The 20147-nt window shown below is 45.7% G+C and carries 22 protein-coding genes; 20 read left to right on the top strand and 2 right to left on the bottom strand.

Features of this window, described 5'->3' with window-relative positions; genetic code table 11:
* On the top strand, positions 1 to 281 hold a 281-nt coding region (locus tag Q4A14_RS02765), incomplete at its 5' end, for a DUF5020 family protein (protein ID WP_303169771.1).
* 102 nt (positions 282 to 383) lie between these two features.
* The gene (locus tag Q4A14_RS02770) at positions 384 to 1949 is read left to right on the top strand and encodes a hypothetical protein (protein ID WP_303169773.1); all 1566 of its coding nucleotides are present in this window, start codon (positions 384 to 386) and stop codon (positions 1947 to 1949) included.
* An 80-nt stretch (positions 1950 to 2029) separates the two neighbouring features.
* Here the strand turns inward: Q4A14_RS02770 and Q4A14_RS02775 are convergent, their stop codons facing one another.
* Both Q4A14_RS02775 and Q4A14_RS02780 read right to left on the bottom strand, forming a co-directional pair.
* Positions 2030 to 2659, bottom strand: a complete 630-nt coding sequence (locus Q4A14_RS02775; protein WP_303169775.1) for a GNAT family N-acetyltransferase — start codon at positions 2657 to 2659, stop codon at positions 2030 to 2032.
* Positions 2660 to 2669: 10 nt separating this feature from the next.
* Complete coding sequence (locus tag Q4A14_RS02780) at positions 2670 to 3575, bottom strand: DUF2156 domain-containing protein (RefSeq protein ID WP_303169776.1); 906 nt, start codon at positions 3573 to 3575, stop codon at positions 2670 to 2672.
* Between the two features lie 1184 nt (positions 3576 to 4759).
* Here Q4A14_RS02780 and Q4A14_RS02785 point away from each other — a divergent pair.
* The 18 genes from Q4A14_RS02785 (at position 4760) to kbl (ending at position 19961) form a co-directional block, all read left to right on the top strand.
* Positions 4760 to 5014, top strand: a complete 255-nt coding sequence (locus Q4A14_RS02785; RefSeq protein ID WP_303169777.1) for a hypothetical protein — start codon at positions 4760 to 4762, stop codon at positions 5012 to 5014.
* Positions 5015 to 5263: 249 nt separating this feature from the next.
* The gene (locus tag Q4A14_RS02790) at positions 5264 to 6811 is read left to right on the top strand and encodes a hypothetical protein (protein WP_303169778.1); all 1548 of its coding nucleotides are present in this window, start codon (positions 5264 to 5266) and stop codon (positions 6809 to 6811) included.
* 9 nt (positions 6812 to 6820) lie between these two features.
* Positions 6821 to 8200 carry a DUF5723 family protein gene (locus Q4A14_RS02795; RefSeq protein WP_303169779.1) on the top strand — a complete coding sequence of 460 codons (1380 nt, stop codon included), beginning with the start codon at positions 6821 to 6823 and terminating at the stop codon, positions 8198 to 8200.
* 372 nt (positions 8201 to 8572) lie between these two features.
* Entirely contained in the window at positions 8573 to 8824 is a 252-nt protein-coding gene (rpmB, locus tag Q4A14_RS02800; protein WP_303169780.1) for a 50S ribosomal protein L28, read from the top strand.
* 23 nt (positions 8825 to 8847) lie between these two features.
* On the top strand, positions 8848 to 9036 hold the full coding sequence (rpmG, locus tag Q4A14_RS02805) for a 50S ribosomal protein L33 (protein ID WP_303169782.1): 189 nt from the start codon (positions 8848 to 8850) through the stop codon (positions 9034 to 9036).
* A 20-nt stretch (positions 9037 to 9056) separates the two neighbouring features.
* On the top strand, positions 9057 to 9212 hold the full coding sequence (locus Q4A14_RS02810; protein ID WP_078735560.1) for a DUF4295 domain-containing protein: 156 nt from the start codon (positions 9057 to 9059) through the stop codon (positions 9210 to 9212).
* A gap of 190 nt (positions 9213 to 9402) precedes the next feature.
* Positions 9403 to 10422, top strand: coding sequence for an NAD(P)-dependent oxidoreductase (locus Q4A14_RS02815; protein ID WP_303169784.1), 1020 nt, complete (start codon positions 9403 to 9405; stop codon positions 10420 to 10422).
* Positions 10423 to 10431: 9 nt separating this feature from the next.
* Positions 10432 to 11004 (top strand): crossover junction endodeoxyribonuclease RuvC, encoded by a 573-nt coding sequence (gene ruvC / locus Q4A14_RS02820; RefSeq protein ID WP_303169786.1) that lies wholly within the window; start codon positions 10432 to 10434, stop codon positions 11002 to 11004.
* A gap of 76 nt (positions 11005 to 11080) precedes the next feature.
* A complete protein-coding gene (locus Q4A14_RS02825) occupies positions 11081 to 11848 on the top strand; it encodes a ParA family protein (protein WP_303169787.1) in 768 nt (255 codons plus the stop codon).
* 35 nt (positions 11849 to 11883) lie between these two features.
* Positions 11884 to 12774, top strand: a complete 891-nt coding sequence (locus tag Q4A14_RS02830; protein ID WP_303169788.1) for a ParB/RepB/Spo0J family partition protein — start codon at positions 11884 to 11886, stop codon at positions 12772 to 12774.
* On the top strand, positions 12771 to 13553 hold the full coding sequence (locus tag Q4A14_RS02835) for a DUF5683 domain-containing protein (protein WP_303169789.1): 783 nt from the start codon (positions 12771 to 12773) through the stop codon (positions 13551 to 13553). Before Q4A14_RS02830 ends, Q4A14_RS02835 begins: the two co-directional genes overlap by 4 nt.
* Before the next feature lie 36 nt (positions 13554 to 13589).
* Complete coding sequence (locus Q4A14_RS02840) at positions 13590 to 15101, top strand: lytic transglycosylase domain-containing protein (protein ID WP_303169790.1); 1512 nt, start codon at positions 13590 to 13592, stop codon at positions 15099 to 15101.
* A 15-nt stretch (positions 15102 to 15116) separates the two neighbouring features.
* Complete coding sequence (locus Q4A14_RS02845) at positions 15117 to 16442, top strand: sigma-54-dependent Fis family transcriptional regulator (RefSeq protein WP_303169791.1); 1326 nt, start codon at positions 15117 to 15119, stop codon at positions 16440 to 16442.
* Entirely contained in the window at positions 16429 to 16950 is a 522-nt protein-coding gene (locus tag Q4A14_RS02850) for an LptE family protein (protein ID WP_303169793.1), read from the top strand. The genes Q4A14_RS02845 and Q4A14_RS02850 overlap by 14 nt, the downstream gene beginning before the upstream one ends.
* Positions 16951 to 16954: 4 nt before the next feature.
* Positions 16955 to 17698, top strand: coding sequence for a hypothetical protein (locus tag Q4A14_RS02855; protein WP_303169794.1), 744 nt, complete (start codon positions 16955 to 16957; stop codon positions 17696 to 17698).
* Positions 17699 to 17720: 22 nt separating this feature from the next.
* The gene (secG, locus tag Q4A14_RS02860) at positions 17721 to 18092 is read left to right on the top strand and encodes a preprotein translocase subunit SecG (protein WP_303169795.1); all 372 of its coding nucleotides are present in this window, start codon (positions 17721 to 17723) and stop codon (positions 18090 to 18092) included.
* Between the two features lie 248 nt (positions 18093 to 18340).
* Positions 18341 to 18592 (top strand): hypothetical protein, encoded by a 252-nt coding sequence (locus tag Q4A14_RS02865; protein WP_303169797.1) that lies wholly within the window; start codon positions 18341 to 18343, stop codon positions 18590 to 18592.
* A gap of 169 nt (positions 18593 to 18761) precedes the next feature.
* Positions 18762 to 19961, top strand: coding sequence for a glycine C-acetyltransferase (gene kbl / locus Q4A14_RS02870; RefSeq protein WP_303169798.1), 1200 nt, complete (start codon positions 18762 to 18764; stop codon positions 19959 to 19961).
* The last annotated feature ends 186 nt before the right edge of the window (positions 19962 to 20147 follow it).

Genomic DNA, 20147 nt, shown 5'->3' on the forward strand with positions numbered 1-20147 from the left:
CTCACAACATGCAGTTGACAGGTGTGTGGTCTTGGACATCATGGAACAGAGTATTTACACTCAATGGCTTCGCAGACCTTTGGACTACAAACCTCGGAGACAAGGGCAACGTTACATTCTTGGCTGAGCCACAAGCGTGGATCAACCTCAACCAGTTTGTAGGTGTATCCGACGACTTCAACCTAAGCATCGGTACAGAGGTGCGTCTTGCTTACAACTTCATCAATCCTGATAAGTTCTGGGTACGTCCATCACTTGCACTCAAGTGGACATTCAGATAATATAACCAACAACAAGAGAGGACAGCACAGCCATTTTTGGCTGTGCTGTTTTTTTTATACATTTGGAGCAGTTTTGTAAACTTCAATCAGATACCCAATCTCATGAAAGCAAAATTCCACACTGTCATTTCCACCTTTTTATGCGTAGGTATGCTCGTCCTTACGAGTTGTAAAGGGAATAACAATCCTCCGGTAGATCCGGGCAATAAGAACGAAAAGACAGAGGACAAAGAAAATGAAGAAGAATCGGAAGGCTCCTCAACAGTAGCAGATCCGACAGAAAGCGAGGTCTTTGTCAAATGGTACAAATCTCTCAAAGAAAGCACAGCCACTGATGCCAACTCGTTTGTACTCTCCGGCAACAATGTTTTCAAAACTCTTGGAGTGACAGTCCCCTCAAACGAGAACACACTGCTACTGAAAAAGGATTTGAGAAAACCGACATTGGATATCGAAAAGCTACTATCCGATCCTGACTTCGAAGACCGGATTCAGCGCATGAGGGTACTTTCCTCAGAAATGGATTCACATCAAACAGAAGTAATGGTCGGAGAACATAAAATCGGCCTTGTTACATACGAAGCAAGTTACTTAAAAGACAGGATTTCGCTGTTGCCGTTCTCAGCCTACCCCTTGTTAAAAGAATTTGAGGAAGATCTCTACTCTTCGGCTCTTGGGACTTCGATGCAAGGCTACGGTCCATACTTGATAGACAATTTTTATAGGGGCTTTATGACGGACTACTGCAGGTGCATTATCCCCAAAGCTCTCCAAGACGACAAAGATCCGGGAGTAAAAAAAGCCCTTGGAAAACTCTATGCCGCTTTGGACAAAGCCAATATGAAGAAGTACTTGAACAAAAACGGCGACCTCCTGTACTATCACCTCAATCTGATAGGCGGAACAGGGAGTGTCAATCCTGCTTCTGTCTTTGATCCGGAGACAGAGACTTTGAAGATGAAAGAGTTTGTCGAAAAGATCGAATCTACAGGAGAGTACGCGGTACTGCTCCCCAAAAGACATTTGTCTGAAATATCAGAGATACTGATGGAAAAGAACTTCAAGGATCACCTCGTTCCTGAGAACTTCGCTAATGCCCCCAAAGAGGAAACCAAGCCGTTCATAGAGATTGTGCGCATCAAAGTGTCTCCCGACAAGGACTTTTATGATGTAGGCGCATGCCTGTACACGAGAAATGGCGATCGGATACTACTTACAGAACGGCTTGACCCGATAGATCCTTTTGCCCGCAGGGTGCTCGGCGAATACAAAACCGAAGAGGGATTCAGAAAGGCTGCAGAAGCATTAAAGCAGACACTTTCCAAAGTCTTTACTATTGAGATCAAGATAAATGCGACAGACAAACTCAATGTCCCCTCAGAAGAAACATTCTTTTATGAGTTCCGTCTCCTTGATAAGGATAGAAAAATAATGACCATCCACAAGGCATTTGCACCGGATCTGAGGAGATATGCTATTTACACGAAGCACTCATCTACAGATGTGTTGATTTTTTATGCATCCAAAGAGGATAAGGCCTCCAAAGTCAGCCATATGATCAATCTCTATGGCATGGAAAAACTGGTCGAAAAGTTGGAAGAAAAAGAGATTGGTCCATCCGACAGCTTCTCAAAATCCTTTGAACTTTATAACGTAATAGGTTTATAAGGATACACATAAGCAACAGCCCCCGAAAAGTTTTTGATCTGGCTTTTCGGGGGCTGTTTTATGTTTTCTATCCTGATGTGCTATACCATGGGAGCTTCGAAAGGGGTATCAAGAGGAAGAGGCAATTCCTCAGCCATAAGCGGATGTAGCATCCAACCTATAAGAGGCTTGGGGTCGGAAGAGCCATATAGCTGAATATCCAATTCGTAAGATTGACGGTTGAATGCCTTGGCCTCCTTACCTGCTCTCACAACAGGCAATATCCCCGCAGGTACGGAGAGCGGTGTTTTCCCCGACATCATCCGGAAGCCAAAAGGTTCATAATAACCTATGAGAGATTCCTCTGCCGGTACGAGAGCCGCAGAGTCATAGCCAAGAGAAGGCAGCATATCCAGTGTTTCTCTCAACATGGCAGTCATGATGCCCTTACCCTGATGACTTTTTGCAGTGCATATCGCGTAGAGGTAAGCCACTTTGAGCCTTCGTCCGGAGACCGTCATCCCCTCATAAGGGACGATCTGTATATGAGCCACAAGTAGCCCACCCTTTTCACAATAAAGGAGAGTTGCCTCACGACTCGCCACAATCCGAAGTTGGGCAGAGTAATAAGGTTCATAAGGGCCAAAAGCCTCCACCAGTAACTCCAGCAGAGCCTTTTCCTGCTCCCTATCCGCAGGATTATATGGTACAAAATCGAAATCCCTATCCATGACCGATGTATTACTGTCCCTGCTCACATCTCAAGAGGACGATCTGCTTCTCAAGCAAGATTGCAGGACGATAAGACAGCTTTGCCTGCCTGAGTCCCTCCAGCCCGAGATCCTCTTCCCTATTGACATAAGTATATTGCTCCGGGATGCGAGAGGCAAACTCCTGATTGATGATCGTAAAAGCCCCATCATAGGCCGTATCGGCTTTTTCGATGTGCACACCGAAAGTATCCTTGTTGATAGGCATACCCATCGAAAAAGCAATCACTTTCCCATCCACACGGATACAGCCACCCAACATCCCGATCTCAGCATGCTCACGGAGAGCTTTCACCACCATGTCACGCTCCGCCTTTATATCATCGGTGCGCTCACTGTTGCAATACCAACGCTCCTCCAACGCGATACAATCATCTACATTGGCAGCAGATATGGCCTCATACTTATAGTCGGGATAAGTCGCCTTGAATCGGTTGATATGATTGCGTTTACTCTGTAGCTTCTTCCCCGAGAGCGTCACAAGTTTCTCACGCTCGTAGATATAGTCGGTATAGCTTTCATTCGCAAGGACATGGATGTTGCCACAATAAGACTCGTGCAAAGCCTCCACACCCTCATTGGTCACAGCCATGAACGTAAGCATATATCCCATTTCCTTGAAGTCCGCATTGAGGTCGGCAAGGACACCCTCAAAGTCTCCATCACCTATCGGCATCAGACAAGCCGGACGTCCCTCGGACGAGAGAAATCGGACGATCATCATCCCCTTGTGAAAGGCGACTCTGGTATCATAGTATCCTCCCCAGTTGTATAGATTGGCAAACGAATAGTCGCAGTTCCGATACGGAGACTCCGCAGTAAAAGCCAATATCCGATCCTTGTGAGCGAGTGTTACTCTTTCAAAATGTATATTCATGCGTTTTTGTTGCAGTTTATGGATTGATGGCTGCGTACCTCAAAAGTAAAAAACAAATACAATCTTTCAATCTATGGGAATAATCATCTGCTTAGGGCAGATAAGCCCTCCCAACAACGAGCATATCATTGCCGAGTCAAGGCGAGACAATCACCCGGTCATGGGAGAAAAAAATCTCAAAATCCTGATACTATATGATTATTCTTTAGGTACGAAGCTGAATATTTGTGCAAAGATACTTGATTTAGAAAGGAGTTAGAAATAATTTAAACAAATTCACACAGATAGTCCCACCAACTACATCTCAAAGTAGCTCTACAAGACACATCTCTTCGTGCACGACAAAACGGACACAAGTCTGTTCCCAAGTATTACTCAGCCTTTAGCCCGAACCGACTCTCTACCTTCCCCCAGAAAAAAAATAACTTTCAGCGCCCACTGCCCACTGAAAACTCCGGGCCCGGACCTCAGTCCGCTCATCCTCCCAGAAGGTCTCAAAAAAGGTTGTCTAACTTGATAAATCAAGATGCCTACCTTGATGAATCAAGTTAGACAACCTTTTTTGAGACCTTCTATACCTTGCTTAATATTGCTATTCTTTTTTGCATTATTGTTTCATTATTTATAGATTTGCCTTGTCATAAATCAGATACCGGTAATGGGCAACCTTACCTGAAACCTTTTTTGATTACCTTACGCAAATAATGAAGTAATCTACAAAATGTAATAATCTTATGGAAAATACAAAAGCAAAAATGGCGTTCTCCTCTCTTTTAGGCCTGATCTTTCCATTAGGAGCCATATGGGGACCACTTTTATTTCGAGCAAATGCCTATTAATTTCTTATACAGACATTCCATTGAATTAGCCCTAAAATCATTGATTATTATTTTTCACAAGAAATTATCTATCCCATATGAAAACGATTCTTGTGAAAGTACAAAACCCAAAATACTAAGTCAGGAGAAATGGCGTCCTCTTTATAGCTGTCATTGGATTGATGAGTTATATCAATATTGGAAAGACGAGTTGCTATTAAAGAATATAGCAAGACTCGAAGCTCTTGCAAATGAAGGAGAGTGGAAAGAATACAAGAATATAACAAGAGCCATTTCCATTATATCACAATATGACAGAAAAAGTTCTTTCTTTAGATACCCTGTAACAGCCCCCCCCAATTAGATTTGGAAAAATTCACAATGAGAGAAATGGATATCAGGGATTTATCAAATCTGTTTGAATCCGGAGGCTCTTTGAAAAGAAAAGAAAAAGGTGAACAAATTATTTTTGCCCTTAAAAATGAAAACGATGAAATTGTAAAGGCATACGAGCAGCAAAAAGAGTTATTGACAGAATTATCACATTCTCTAAAGGAAGTAGCTTATTATTTTTACGGCATCCACAAAATAACGAGAATAACATTATGTAATGGAGAATAAATATCACCGGTTTTTGTATAAGTAGCAGCATCAACAATTACCAAATGCTTAATGCTCACCTATAGGATCTGTAAATTTCCACATATAATCTCCGAATACTCATAAAAAAGGTTGTATCAGAAAGATTTCTGCCACAACCTTTTTCTTCCACGACACAAATCAAAAAAAATCTCAAACAGCAGGCTGACAGAGTCATAGATAGCTGATTTTGAAGTATATTTGCACTAACATCAAATAAACTAAGTTGTTATGCATAATAAAATTGCAATACTCCTGACGATTATACTCTCGATTTCGGGCTGTATTGATAGAGATTCTCTGAATGGCGAGGTGAGACTCGTGGCCGAAAACCCACCTTCTCTGGTCGCTCCTGCGGTATATGCTTCCGCCAATCTTAGGGATATCCTCATCAAGTCTGATGAGGAGCGTGCATCCGTCCTCCGGGTAGATGAAAAAGGAGTGCTCAGGCTCCACAAACATTTTGAATCGGTGTATAGAGCTAATCTCCTTGACCTCGTAGTCCCCAAGCAAAAGGAATACCGCAGGCAGTTCGTCTGGCAACTGCCTCAAACGGGACAGTCGGCCGAGGTGGAGCTCCCCATGCAGGAAGGAGAGATTATCCTCAACCTCCCGGAGAAAGTTGCTTCCATAGCCCGTCTGACATGGGCTTGCCGTGTGAAGATGTCTACCTCTGATCTGCCTGTGCATATGGGTTATGTGGTGGAGTTCCCCGAGATCAGGGACGACAACAATCAGCCTCTGAAGATAGAGTGGCGCACAGACCAAAAATCGAGCGCACTTGATAAGACCTTCCCCCAACTCAGCATCGAAAAGAAAAAGGGCAGCGCACTCTCATTGAAGTACCGTGTATCAGCCCGAAAACTCGGCACCAAACGCCCCGGAGAGGGTATGCCGAACCGGATCACAGTGGACTTGTCTCTATCGGAAGTGGATATACTGAAGTTTGAAGGCCAACTGAGCAACACCTTGGAGATCAAGCCCCCAAAGCCGATATCCTTTGATTACGGCGAATGGGATGATCTTGAAAATCTTGCTATTCAGGGTAGTAGCCTCGAGCTTGATGTGAAATATAAAGGAAAAATGGGTTTCAGCACCAAAGCGGACATCAGTCTAACCAACAAAAAAGGAAAGAGCCTGCGCGTCAAGCCGACTCTCCCTCTCATCACCCTCAATGCCTTGGACGGCAAGGGTTCACAGAAGATACCCTTTGAAGCAGGAGTTTTAGACGACATACTCTCGGGCTTGTCGAAGAGTGGGATATCCATAAATGCCTTTTCACTTGACTTTTCCCGCTCTCAGATCGTGCTGGACAAGGAGAGTTTCATCGACCTCTCTTTGATCTTGAACATCCCGTTGAGGATGAAGTTTGATCGTCTGCCGATCAAGTTTGAGTTCACCGGTCCGAAGATACCCCTCAACGAGCACATTGATGAAGAGCACGAGGGCTTGCTCCGCAACTTTGCCATGGGTATCGATGTGAGCAGCAGACTACCCATAGGCTTCAGAATAAACGAACTGACGATGTTGGACAGATTCGGCAAAGAAATCGAGCAAGGCAGGATACCTATAGCCTTTGACCTTAAAAACAGCCCTGACGGCATAAAAGCAGAGGAGAGTAAGCTCATTTTGGGTCTCAGCCTTGATCAGGTGAGACGCTTGGAGCAAGCTCACCGCATCCGCTTCTCGGGCGAAGTCAAATCTTCGGACAGTTGGGTCGAGTTTCGCCCCGAGCAAGACATACAGTTTCGCATCATCATTTTGATCAACAGTAAATAAGCCATATCTATGTCAAGCATAAACAAAAGCATCTTTCGCACCCTCCTACTCCTCAGTGTACTTACACTCACGGGACACAGACTGTGGGCTCAAAGCTCCGAGATTCCCTTGATGAGCTCAAGAGCCGACTTCGTGCGCATGCAGCTCAATCCCTCGTACATCCCCAAAGATGCGAACCTCATCATCGGCATCCCTCTCCTCTCCGATATCGGAGCATCTGCACACGTGCCTTTTACGCTCTCTGATGTGGCCAAACCTTCGGAGGACAAGCAGCTCTTGCGGATCTACTACGATCGCCTTATCAAAAGTCTGTCGGGAAATAATTTAGGTCTCGATGCACAGGTCAATCTGTTGCAGTTTGGATTCCGTACGGATATAGGCTTCTTCACCTTCTCTTTCGGACTCAAAGGGTCGGCTTTCGCATCTATAGATAAGACCTTTGGCGAACTCCTTTCGGAAGGCAACATGAACACCCTTGGAGAGTGGAAGCGCGGTCGTATGGGGTCTATGAGCGCACAGGTCTACAACGAACTTGCCATCGGCTACGCCACAGACAAGATCCTCGAAGATGCTCGTCTGCAAGTAGGTGCGCGTCTCAAACTCCTCGGCGGACAACTTTACGCAGAGCTTGTAGATAGTGACTTCGGCCTCTATACTTCGGCTTCGGGAGATGAATTACGCTTCGAAGTGTATCAGACAGGTTATATCAATGCCAAAAGTCGTCCAAGTACCAATGCCAAAAACATGATAGACTGGAGCACTGCAGATATTCCATCTTCAGTGAAACCCCGAGTCCCATCGAGTTACGGGTTTGGTGTCGATCTCGGCGCAAGCTACAAGTTCAATGACCAATGGAGTGTATCCCTCTCGATGAGAGATCTCGGCTTCATACACTGGGGAGGCACTAATGTATTGGCAGAAGATCTCACAGGCGACAAAGCCATATCTTTCAAGGGCATAGACATCTCCAATGAGCTCACCTCGACACATGGTAAGAAGACTAAATCCGATGTCATCGAGACAATGAAAAATGCATTTTCGGACAACTTCACTTACCAAGATGATAGGGACATCAGTTCAAGACTGAATGCCAACTTCCACGCGGGCGTGACCTACAGCCCCATCGAAAAGGTGACCATCAGCGGGCTTGTCGGTAGCAGTCGGATCCTCGGGCGTTGGCGTCCCGATGTGGCACTCTCCACCTACTGGCAACCATGGGATCTGCTTGGCACGGCAGTGAGCGTGAGCACCCTCCACGGGGCACCTGTCACTATGGGATGGGGGCTTGTGCTGGGTAACCAATTGCAATTTCACTTCGGAGTGAATCACATCCTACCCTTCAACTTAATCAGCCTTCAAGGCCGTGCAGGACTCAGTCTTCGCTTTTAAGTCTGCCTCAAAGACAGTAACAAATCTATAAGTCAATATCCCCCCTTGCTCACATTCAGAACAAGGGGGCATATTTTTTCGCCACATATTTCTCCTCCCCTATCCGCTCTTCTTTATCAAATAAAAGTCTTGAGAGGCAACAAAACGATTCAGGTGACTTGACACCGAAGTATGCATGTAATCAATTTACTCATACACAACGATTTTATATCACTATTTTTTAGTAACTTTGTAACCCGTATCACTCATTATATAGGGACAATGTGGTAGGGAAACTCCAAAACGTGTTTGGATATTCCGCAAAAAAGTTGTTACTTTGCACCCTTGATACGACTAAAGTAAAGTAATACAAAACAATATAATACAAAGAAGATGTCAAGAATTTGTCAAATCACCGGAAAGAAGGCGATGGTCGGTAACAACGTGTCGCACTCTAAGCGTCGCACAAAACGCACGTTTGAGATCAATCTGTTCGAGAGAAAATTCTACTGGGTAGAAGAAGGATGCTGGATCAAGATCAAGGTATCAGCAGCAGGTCTCAGACTCATCAACAAGATCGGCCTTGACGCAGCGATCAAAAGAGGTCTCGAAACAGGCACTCTCAGAAAATGTACTATACTTTAATCCTAAAGTAAAGGAGTAAGACAATGTCAAAGAAAGCAAAAGGTAATAGAATACAGGTGATCCTTGAGTGCACAGAGCACAAGGAAAGCGGTATGCCGGGTACTTCAAGATACGTTACCACAAAGAATAGAAAGAATACACCGCAACGTATGGAGCTCAAGAAGTACAATCCTATCTTGAAGCGCATGACCGTACACAAGGAAATTAAGTAATAAAAAGAATACAGCAGACCATGGCAAAGAAAGCAGTCGCAAACCTACAGAAGGGTGAAGGACGTACATTCTCTAAAGTGATCAAGATGGAAAAGTCTCCAAAGACAGGCGCATACGTATTTGTCGAAGAGATGGTTCCAAATGATGCAGTGAAGGACTACTTCAGCAAGAAGTAATTTTTCCCTGGTCAAAGGGAGAGAAGACGACCTTACGAGCAAGCAACGACACGTGGTGCATGAGGTACTGACACGCTTGCTGTAAGCCCTTAGTGCGCAAAATCATATGACATCGTAAGCCTGAAGAGACTCAAGATAGCTTGAGTCCTTTGGGCTTTTTGTCGTATCCGGCAGAAACCTAAAAGAAAACATGGAGACAACGACACAAAAAAGAATACTCATAACGGGGGCTTCCGGATTTATAGGCAGATATCTCGTAGATGAAGCCTTACACCAGGGCTACGAGGTATGGGCAGGTGTACGTGAAAGCAGTTCACTCCGACACCTGTCAGACAAGCGCATCAAATTCATAGATCTCGACTACACTTCGGTAGAGAGGCTATCGGCTCAAATAAACGAGATCAGCCATGCTGGAGAGCCGACATGGCACTATGTCATCCACAATGCAGGATTAACAAAAACAATCAAAAGAAAAGACTTTTACAGAGTCAACGGCACATATACCGACAATCTTTTCAAAGCGTTGGCAGCTGCCCCAAAAACTCCTGAGAGCGTCGTACTCATGAGCAGCCTGAGCACTTATGGGCCACCTATATCCGGAGACAGACCGATGAGGGCAGATGACCCTCAACGGCCCAACACCGATTATGGCAAATCAAAGTTGGAGGGAGAAAAAGCACTCTTGCGTTCGGGGCTTCCCTACTCTATCATGCTGCTGACAGGTGTCTATGGCCCCGGGGATGCAGACTACCTGATGGCAGTGAGAGAGATAGCCCGAGGCTTGAACATACAAGCCGGTTGTTCACCTCAAGAAATAACGTTTGTGTATGCAAGCGATGTGGCAGAAGCGACTTTTCACGTCCTGACACACCCTGATGCAATAGGAGGACGTTTTATGCTCACAGACGGCAATATATACAAAGACCATGATTTTGGTCGGATCGTCCAAAAACTTCTCGAAAAAAAGCGTATCATCAACCTGAGGATGCCACTGCCGATAGTCCGCGTGGCATGCTTGGTGGGAGATATCGTCGGCAAAATAACGGGAAAAGTAACCCCGCTAAACAGTGATAAATATCGCATCTTTGCTCAACGCTCATGGGCTTGTGACGACTCCCCCATAAGAGCATTGGGATTTATGCCAAAAGTACAATTGGAGGAGGGGTTCAGAAGAGTCATTGAAGCAGCTCGACAAGAGGGCAAACTATAAAGCATCACAATGAAAAAAGGTAGAGATCAGAAGATCATCATAGGTATAGACCCCGGCAGTGTCATCATGGGCTACGGCATACTCTGCGTGACAGGAAAAAGCGCAGAGATGATCGCCATGGGGGTACTCAAAATGGACAAAACAGCTTCACCATACGAGAGGCTGAAAAAAATATACGATGGTGTATCTGCGCTCATCCGACGCTACAATCCTGATGATCTTGCCATAGAGGCTCCATTTTACGGTAAAAACGTACAGTCGATGCTCAAATTGGGGCGTGCGCAAGGCGTCGCTATCGCCGCAGCTCTTGCATCCGATACACTTGTACATGAGTATGCTCCTATGGAGATCAAGCGTGCGATAACAGGCACAGGACGAGCATCAAAAGAGCAAGTCGCGACACTACTCCAAAAGATGCTACACATCCCGGAGGAGTCCATGCAGATCGAACTCGATGCCACCGACGGCCTGGCTGTAGCCTTTTGTCACTTCGTACAATCGACCTCTCCTCTTCAACGTCAGAAGTCAGGAAGTTGGGCGGATTTTGTACGGAAAAACCCGGATAAAGTACGCGGACTGTAATAGTCAAAAGGCCTTAAATCATTTCACCGTTTGGATAAAAAACGGTATGTTTGTGTATTGATTACGAAGCATTCTAATGGGAAAAGTAATAGCAATATCTAACCAAAAAGGTGGTGTCGGTAAAACCACGACAACAATCAACCTCGCTGCATCTCTCGTGGCACTTGAAAAAAAAGTGCTTATCATAGATGCCGACCCTCAGGCCAATGCAACCTCGGGGCTCGGTGTCAAGCCTACGTCCACGGATCAGACGATCTACAACTGTCTCTTGGGAGAGGCAGATCCTAAAAAATGCATCTCGGAGACTTCTGTCGAGGGGCTAGTGATACTACCGTCGCATACCGACTTGGCCGGTGCAGAGATAGAGCTCATCAAGGTGGAGCGCCGTGAGTTTGTGATGAAAAAGATCACCGACTCTCTCAAGGATGACTACGACTTCATCTTCATAGACTGCTCTCCATCCCTCGGGCTGATCACCGTCGCAGCTCTGACAGCAGCAGACTCTGTGATCATCCCTGTACAATGTGAATACTTCGCACTGGAAGGTATCAGCAAACTGCTCAACACTCTCCAGATCATCAAGCGCAAACTCAATCCACATATCGATATAGAGGGTTTCCTGATGACCATGTACGATGCTCGGACTCGTCATTCCAATCAAATCTATGAGGAGGTCAAGAAACACTTCAAGTCGCTTGTCTTCTCAAGTGTCATACATCGCAACATACGTCTGAGCGAAGCCCCCAGTCACGGCAAATCGGTACTCGACTTTGACCTCGACAGTCGCGGAAGTCAGAATTATCTGCAACTTGCTCAGGAGCTGTTGGCAAAAAATCAAAAATAACCTCTTCTCCATAATCCCATACAATACCCCGGACAATGAGTAAAAAAGAAAGATCATCACTTGGGAGAGGCTTGGATGCCCTCATCTCTACCGACTACCTTTCGATAGAGACTCAAGGCTCATCCTCTATCAATGAGATAGCATTGTCAGACATCATACCCAATGAGGAACAGCCTCGTACGTTCTTTGAAGAGGAAGCTCTCGGCGAACTGGCTGACTCCATCCGCCACATAGGTATCGTACAGCCTATCACGGTGTATGGCATCCCCGATGAACCGGGGAAATATCGCATCATATCCGGTGAACGCCGATATAGAGCGGCAAAGCTGGCGGGCTTGGAGGCAATCCCCGCTTATGTCCGCACCGCGGAGGACGAACAGGTCATGGAAATGGCACTGATCGAAAATATCCAGCGCGAAGACCTCAATGCCATAGAGATATCATTGGCTTTCAAAAAGCTGATAGACACATACAAACTCACTCAGGATGACCTCAGCACAAGAGTGGGTAAAAAGCGTGCAACGATATCCAACTATCTGCGTCTACTGAAACTGCCTGCAGAGGTGCAAATGGGGTTGAAGGACTCCAAAATAGACATGGGGCATGCACGTGCTCTATTATCTCTCAACGATACGGAACTACTGCTTGCAGTCTATGAGCAGGCTGTCAAAGAAAGACTGTCAGTAAGACAAGTGGAAGAGATAGTGAGGAGCTACAACGAAGGTGGTAGCCCCGCACCTAAGGCTAAGAAAAAAGGCAGTGTGAAAACACCTGAGGAGTTTGCTCTGCTTGCACAACACTTCTCCAACATCTTCAAGACAAAGGTCTCTATGACTTGTAGTGAGAGTGGCAAGGGGAAGATCACGATACCGTTTGGTTCTGAACAGGAACTTGAGGCCATCCTTAGCACGCTCGACAAGTTATGATACAGCTCACAGGTTTTCGACGTCTAATCGGTCTGCTGATCATCTGCCCACTTTGCTCATACGTGGCTCGCGCGGGGGTCTCCGACAGTATTCCTCAACGAGACAGTCTTCAAGTCTTGGCAGATAAAGCCATACTCAAAGCTGACACACTGCTACCCTCAACAGATTCGGCAAAAGTGTCTGAAATGAATGAAATAGCAAAAAAAATCGTCGAAACACCTCAGATTGTAGAAAAGAAGGGAAAAACTTTCGAGTTGAAACCTCAAAAACAAAAAAACAGGTTTGTTCCCAAACCTAAAATGGCTCTGCTATGGTCTATCATACCCGGTGGCGGACAGGTGTACAACCGCAAGTTTTGGAAAATACCACTCATTGCGACAGCATACACAGGGTTTTACTATGCTATCACGTGGAATCACACCAACTTGACAGAGTATGCCAATGCATATAGGGACATCAAGAGTGACGCCCCTTTGGAAAACAAGTCTTGGATAGACTTCATCCCATCCAATGCCAAGCCGGAAGACTATATCAACAATACAACTTTTCACGAACGTCTGAGACGTGGACGTGACTTTTATCGCCGCAATAGGGACTTAAGCATCATCCTCTCTGTGGCGACCTACATACTCATTATGGTGGATGCTTATGTCGACGCTGAACTTTACTCATTCGACATCTCGCCTAATGTTTCTTTGACATACCGGCCTCACGTATCGATGCCTACACCGACAATGCCACAAACCTCATATGGAGTACAAGTGGCTTTGAAGTTTTGAGGCAAATAAAATCGTGAGCTAAAGACAAAAAACTCTATGCAAACAAAAAGCTACATACGGTACTGCGCCTTAGCTTGCTGCCTGCTCTTGGGAGTGTCTTATCACACTCAAGCGCAGGAGACTGTCGCCACAGACGGTGTAGCAGACTCGCTGTGTCTCCCCTCCGGAGAGATGGTTCCCGAAGCCCTTGATGGCAAATTGACAAGCATGATCGAAGACAAGTATAAAACTTACTTTGATCGTTCCATACCTTCTACAGCGCGCACAAAACACTTATCCAATGATGAGTACCAAAAAAGACTGAATGCCCTCAACAGCATCATTCCATTGACTTACAATTCTATTGTACATGAGTGTATCGATGAATTTGTAAACAAACGTAGTCGCCTATTTGAACAAGTACTTTCCAAGAGTACCTACTACTTCCCGATGATAGAAGAGGAGTTGGATAAGCACAACCTGCCTCTCGAGCTGAAGTACCTCGCCATCGTAGAATCGGCACTTACTCCGACCGCCGTCTCACCAAGAGGGGCAACGGGAATATGGCAAATCATGCTATCGACAGGCAAAGTATATGGGCTACTGATAGACAGCCTGGTGGACGAACGTCGAGATCCCAAGAGATCGACACAGGCGGTATGCTCACTCTTCAAAGATCTCTATGCCCTGTATGGGGATTGGTTACTTGCCCTTGCTTCGTACAACTGTGGGCCGGGGAGTGTAAACAAAGCCATCCGCAAAGCCGGAGGAGCCAAAGACTTCTGGAAGATTTATCAGCATCTTCCACGTGAGACAAGATCATATGTCCCATACTTCATCGCTGTGTACTATGCCATGGAGTACTACAACGACTATGATCTCAGTCCGGGAACTATACAGTTGCCTCTCGCCACAGATACCGTCAGAGTAGACAGAAAATATTCATTCTCTCAAATCAGTAAGATCTCCGGTGTCAGTGAAGAGACCCTTATGCTCCTCAATCCGAAATACAGGAAAGGTATCGTCCCCGGTCATGGTGAAAACCAGACGGTCATCCTACCTCTTGCGAATGCCAATACTTTTGCAGCGCAAAAAGAGGCTTTGCCGGTAGCTCAAATCCAAACAAAGGAATCAACTATATACCATAAGGTCGGTAAGCGTGAATCTTTGGGATCCATCGCTAAGAAGTACGGAGTGGACATCGAGGATATCAAGAGCTGGAACAAACTTCGCCGCAACACGGTTAGAGCCGGACAACGACTCGCCATAAGGATAATCACAGAACAGGAAGAGCTAGAGGCAATGCCCGTAGCAACGGATCGAAATGATCTTGCACAAGCACAATTGGTGGCAGGTCAAACAGTAGAGAAAGCCCCTGAGCCTGTAAAAAAAGTTGCAGAGAAGAAAGCCACAAAAAAAACTTCTGCACGCTATCATACGGTCACCAAAGGGCAATCCCTCAACCTCATCGCAAAAAAATACAAGGGGGTGACCGTCGCAAAGTTGAAGAAAGCCAACGGACTAAAAAATAACAAAATACACCCGGGGCAGAAGCTTATCATACCATAACTCACCTTTGTAAAGATGAATGTAAGCAACGAGATAATAAAAGCAAAGCAACGATTCGGCATAATCGGGAATGCTCCGAGCTTGAATAGGGCCATCGAGGTAGCTCTCCTCATTGCCCCTACAGATGTCTCTGCCCTTATCACAGGAGAGAGTGGTGTAGGGAAAGAGAGCTTCCCTCAGATCATACACAGCAACAGCATCCGCAAACATGGTCCCTATATCACGGTAAACTGTGGAGCAATCCCTGAAGGCACCATAGACTCTGAACTATTCGGACACAAAAAGGGATCTTTTACCGATGCCGTAAGCGAGCGGAAAGGATATTTTGAGGTCGCCGATGGAGGGACAATATTTCTTGATGAGGTAGGAGAACTTCCATTGCCGACCCAAGCAAGACTCCTCAGAGTACTCGAATCGGGGGAATTTATGAAGGTAGGTTCGTCTCAAGTACAGAGAACCAATATCCGTGTCGTTGCAGCAACCAATGTCGACTTACAAGATGCGATCAGACGTAAAAAGTTCAGAGAAGACCTGTACTACCGTCTCAACACTGTTACCATCGAACTTCCACCCTTGAGAGACAGGGGGGAGGACATAAGGCTGTTGTTCAGGAAGTTTGCTGCAGACTTTGCAGACAAATATCGCATGCCTCCGGTGCGACTCAGTGATGAGGCACAGATGCTTATTTCTACGTATAATTGGCCGGGGAATATCCGTCAATTACGTAATGTTGTAGAGCGTCTTAGTGTCATTGCCGAAGACAGAGAGATTTCGATTGATATTCTACGCGAAAATCTTCCCGCCAATGCAGAAGTACGTCATCCGGCTATTATAAGAACTCCGCAGAAAGAGGGAGGCTTCCGAGACTATGAGTCCTCATCGAAAGAGATCCCAACGGGCTCACTGGAGATACTGTACAAGATGATCTACGATCTCAAAAATGAGGTATCCGAACTGTCAAGGAATCTCCACAGAGCGATGGACAACCATCCCTCAAGACATGATATCAATAGTACACCTGCGCCATATGTGGAGTCGGCAGCACGTCCTCTACCTCAGACGATAGTAACACCTGTCAGCGATAGGACATCCTTTGTAGAAGCAATCCCAAGAGATGTAAGCACGCACCAGATACAGCACAGCATCAGCGGAGACCTCATCACATCAGAATACGAGGAGATACTAAATCCCGATAGGACACTCTCACTCGAAGAGATGGAACAAGAGTATATCCGTATGGTCCTTCGTCGCAACAACGGAGTACGCAAAAAGACTGCCGATGACCTCAAGATATCCGAACGCACACTCTATAGAAAACTTAAAGAACATGACCTGGATTAAACGCATCAACATCATATCCATAGCGATCTTCTTGGTTCTCTCAGTAACGAGCTGTATCGTCTCCTACAAACTCAACGGAGCCAGCATAGACTACAATAGGATCAAGACCGTGACTATACGCGACTTCTCCAACCTTGCTCCGTTGGTCTATCCCCCATTGGCTCAGAAGTTTACCGAGGATCTCAGAGAGAACTTCCAAAGACGCACCCGACTCAACATGCAACCTGCCGGGGGAGATCTGAACATCGAAGGGGAGATCGTAGGCTATGACCTTGCGGCTGAAGCGGTGCAGGAGGATGCCTACTCAGCAAAGACAAGATTTACACTTCGCATCAAAGTTCGGTATACAAATAGGATCAATCCTGATGAAGACTTTGAACGAGAGTTCTCCTCTTTTACGACATTTGACAGTAATATCCTATTTACTGATGTCCAAGACGGGCTGTGTAAAGAGCTGACAGAAGACATCATTCAACAGATTTTCAACGCCACCGTCGAAAACTGGTAAGGTCATGAGGGTCGACGAGCTACACAACATCATCCGAGGAAAAGCGACAATAGATGAGACACAACTGAGTGATCTCATCGCCTTGAGTACGCGGTATCCCTACTCAGCATCTTTGCACACGATCATACTTTTGGGGCTATACAAAACACAAGACCTGCGCTTTGCCTCCGAACTCCAACGCAGATCCCTCTACATACCCGATCTTGCAAAGCTCTTTTTCGTCCTCAAAGGAGATGACCATGCAATGCTTCAACCTCACGCTCAAAGCGAAGAAATACAAAGCTCCAACGCCTTTGACATTATCGATACCTTCCTTTCCGAGCATCCCGATGACTCCTCATCAGATGTTGAACAACTCTTCTCGCCCCAAGAAAATGACTCGCTCTCTCTTTCAGAAGATTATTTTACATGGATAGAGGATCATGTCCCTACTACTCAAACCACAGAGAAAGAGGACACAATGACCCTCATCTCGAACTTTCTCAACAAAGGAAAAGAAGCCGAACAACTGAAGTCCCTTGAGCAACAACCTGAGACGCCCTTGTCGAAACAATCCCCAAAGCAAGGTGTCGAATCTCCTCCGGAAGAAGAACTACTTACAGAGACCCTCGCACGCATATATATAAAACAAGGTAAGTACGATAATGCTCTGAGAATTATTAAATCATTAAATTTGAATAATCCAAAAAAAAGCAGTTACTTTGCGGAGCAAATTGATTTTTTAGAAAAGTTGATACTTAACAGTTGATTCAACAAACTAACTTAGACATATGTATATTTTTCTATCAATTGTGATTGCGTTGCTTGCAGTCCTTTTAACATTCATCGTTACGATCCAAAACTCCAAGGGAGGAGGTCTTGCTTCAGGATTTTCGTCTTCGAACCAGATCATGGGTGTGCGTAAGACTACCGATATCCTTGAAAAGTTGACATGGGGTCTTACAGGTACCATGGTTGTTTTGTGTATCCTTGCAGCAAGGTATGCACCACGTCACGAAGATGCAAGATCTAACTCTTCTATCGAGGAGTTTGTCAACAAGGCTCAAGTTCCTGTCGCTCCGGAGACACAACCATTTGCAGACGTAGCACCAGAGACAACAGCTCCTGAAGCCACACCTGCAGACAGCACAGCAAACCAATAAATCACATACAGTACACGAAGGCTCCCAAAACTTCTTAGAGAAGTTTTGGGAGCCTTTCGTTTTTACTCTCTTAAAGAAAGATCAAGGCTCTTTGAGTTTACAAAAACCTCAGGCTCAAAAATTCTTAACACAGAAGAGACAGCCCTAAATCCGTCGGGGAAGATTTGGAAGCAAACAGATTTTATTATACTTTTGCCTACGACCATAGTGGTCGTTATGAGTTATAAATACAATAAAATTTTAATCAGATGGTAAAAAAACTACTATTTAGCCTTGTACTGACATTCGGCTTTATCGCAGCGGGCAACGTATATGCTCAAACTCCTGTAAAGAAGGAAGAAACCAAGAAAGAATGCAAGGGAAAAAAGAATTGCGATAAGAAGGAGTGCGACAAGAAGGCCGGTGAAAAGAAAGAATGTTGCAAGGACAAGAAGGGTTGCGACAAGAAAGAGGGCGACAAGAAAGAATGCAGCAAGGGTAAAGAGTGCGAAAAGAAGTAATCTACAACCTTTTCAAGTTCCTTACATAACACAAGAACAGAGGGCATGCCACGGGCAAATATCGTGGATGCCCTCTTTTTTATTTTAGGTAGCGAAGCCACCCAAATAAGACAAATATTCTGTACCTTTATGGCCGGAAAAATACTAACCAAACATATTCCTTATCACTATGTACGGAAAGATCCAAGAACATCTCCAAAATGAGATCAAAGAGATCCGCAACGCCGGTCTCTACAAAGAAGAGCGCATCATCATCAGTGCTCAAACTGCCGAAATCAAAGTTAATGACGGCGGTAAGGAAAAAGAAGTTCTCAACTTCTGTGCCAACAACTACCTCGGCCTCTCAGACAATCCACGTCTGATCGATGCAGCGAAAAAGGCCATGGACACTCACGGCTTCGGTATGTCATCAGTACGCTTCATCTGCGGTACACAAGACATCCACAAGCAACTCGAAAAGGCGATCTCCAACTACTTCAAGACCGAAGACACCATCCTCTACGCAGCATGTTTCGATGCTAACGGCGGTGTATTCGAGCCACTATTCACAGAAGAAGATGCCATCATCTCAGACAGTCTCAACCACGCATCCATCATCGACGGTGTGCGTCTGTGTAAGGCAAAGAGATACCGCTATGCGAACGCTAATATGGAAGAGCTCGAAAAGTGTCTCCAAGAAGCTCAAGCACAGAGATTCCGCATCATCGTCACAGACGGTGTATTCTCCATGGACGGTAACGTAGCTCCTATGGACAAGATCTGTGACCTCGCAGAGAAGTACGATGCTCTTGTGATGGTCGATGAGTGTCACTCTGCAGGTGTTGTCGGCAAGACAGGCCGTGGTGTGGCTGAGCAATACAATGTGTACGGTCGTGTAGACATCCACACCGGCACGCTCGGCAAAGCCTTTGGTGGTGCGGTAGGTGGATTTACCACAGGACGCAAGGAGATCATCGAGATGCTTCGTCAGCGTTCACGCCCATACCTCTTCTCCAACTCCATCCCACCCGCAGTCGTAGGTGCAGGTATCGAGATGTTCAAGATGCTTGAAGAAAGCAACGACCTCCACACCAAGTTGATGGAAAATGTCACTTATTTTCGCGACAAGATGACTGCTGCAGGGTTCGACATCAAGCCTACACAGTCAGCTATCTGTGCTGTGATGCTCTACGATGCTCCACTGTCACAGAAGTATGCAGCTCGTCTCCTCGACGAGGGTATCTACGTGACAGGCTTCTACTACCCTGTGGTGCCCAAGGGCGAAGCTCGTATCCGTGTACAGCTATCTGCTGCTCACGACTGCAAGCACCTCGATAAGGCTATTGAAGCCTTCATCAAGGTAGGTAAGGAACTTGGCGTCATCAAGTAAAGCACGACACCGCATCTGCTTTCTCTGAGAAGAAGCAACAAAATAAAAGCGTCACGCAAGGTCTGCCCTTGTAGTGACGCTTTTTTATTTGCCTGTATTTCTTTGAAAAATATTTCCCGGGTCGCTCCGATATCATGTCTCATAAAAAAGTTGTCTAACTTGATGAAACAAGTTAGACAACTTCAT

This window comes from Porphyromonas sp. (genome assembly GCF_030529325.1).
Classification (GTDB): domain Bacteria; phylum Bacteroidota; class Bacteroidia; order Bacteroidales; family Porphyromonadaceae; genus Porphyromonas_A.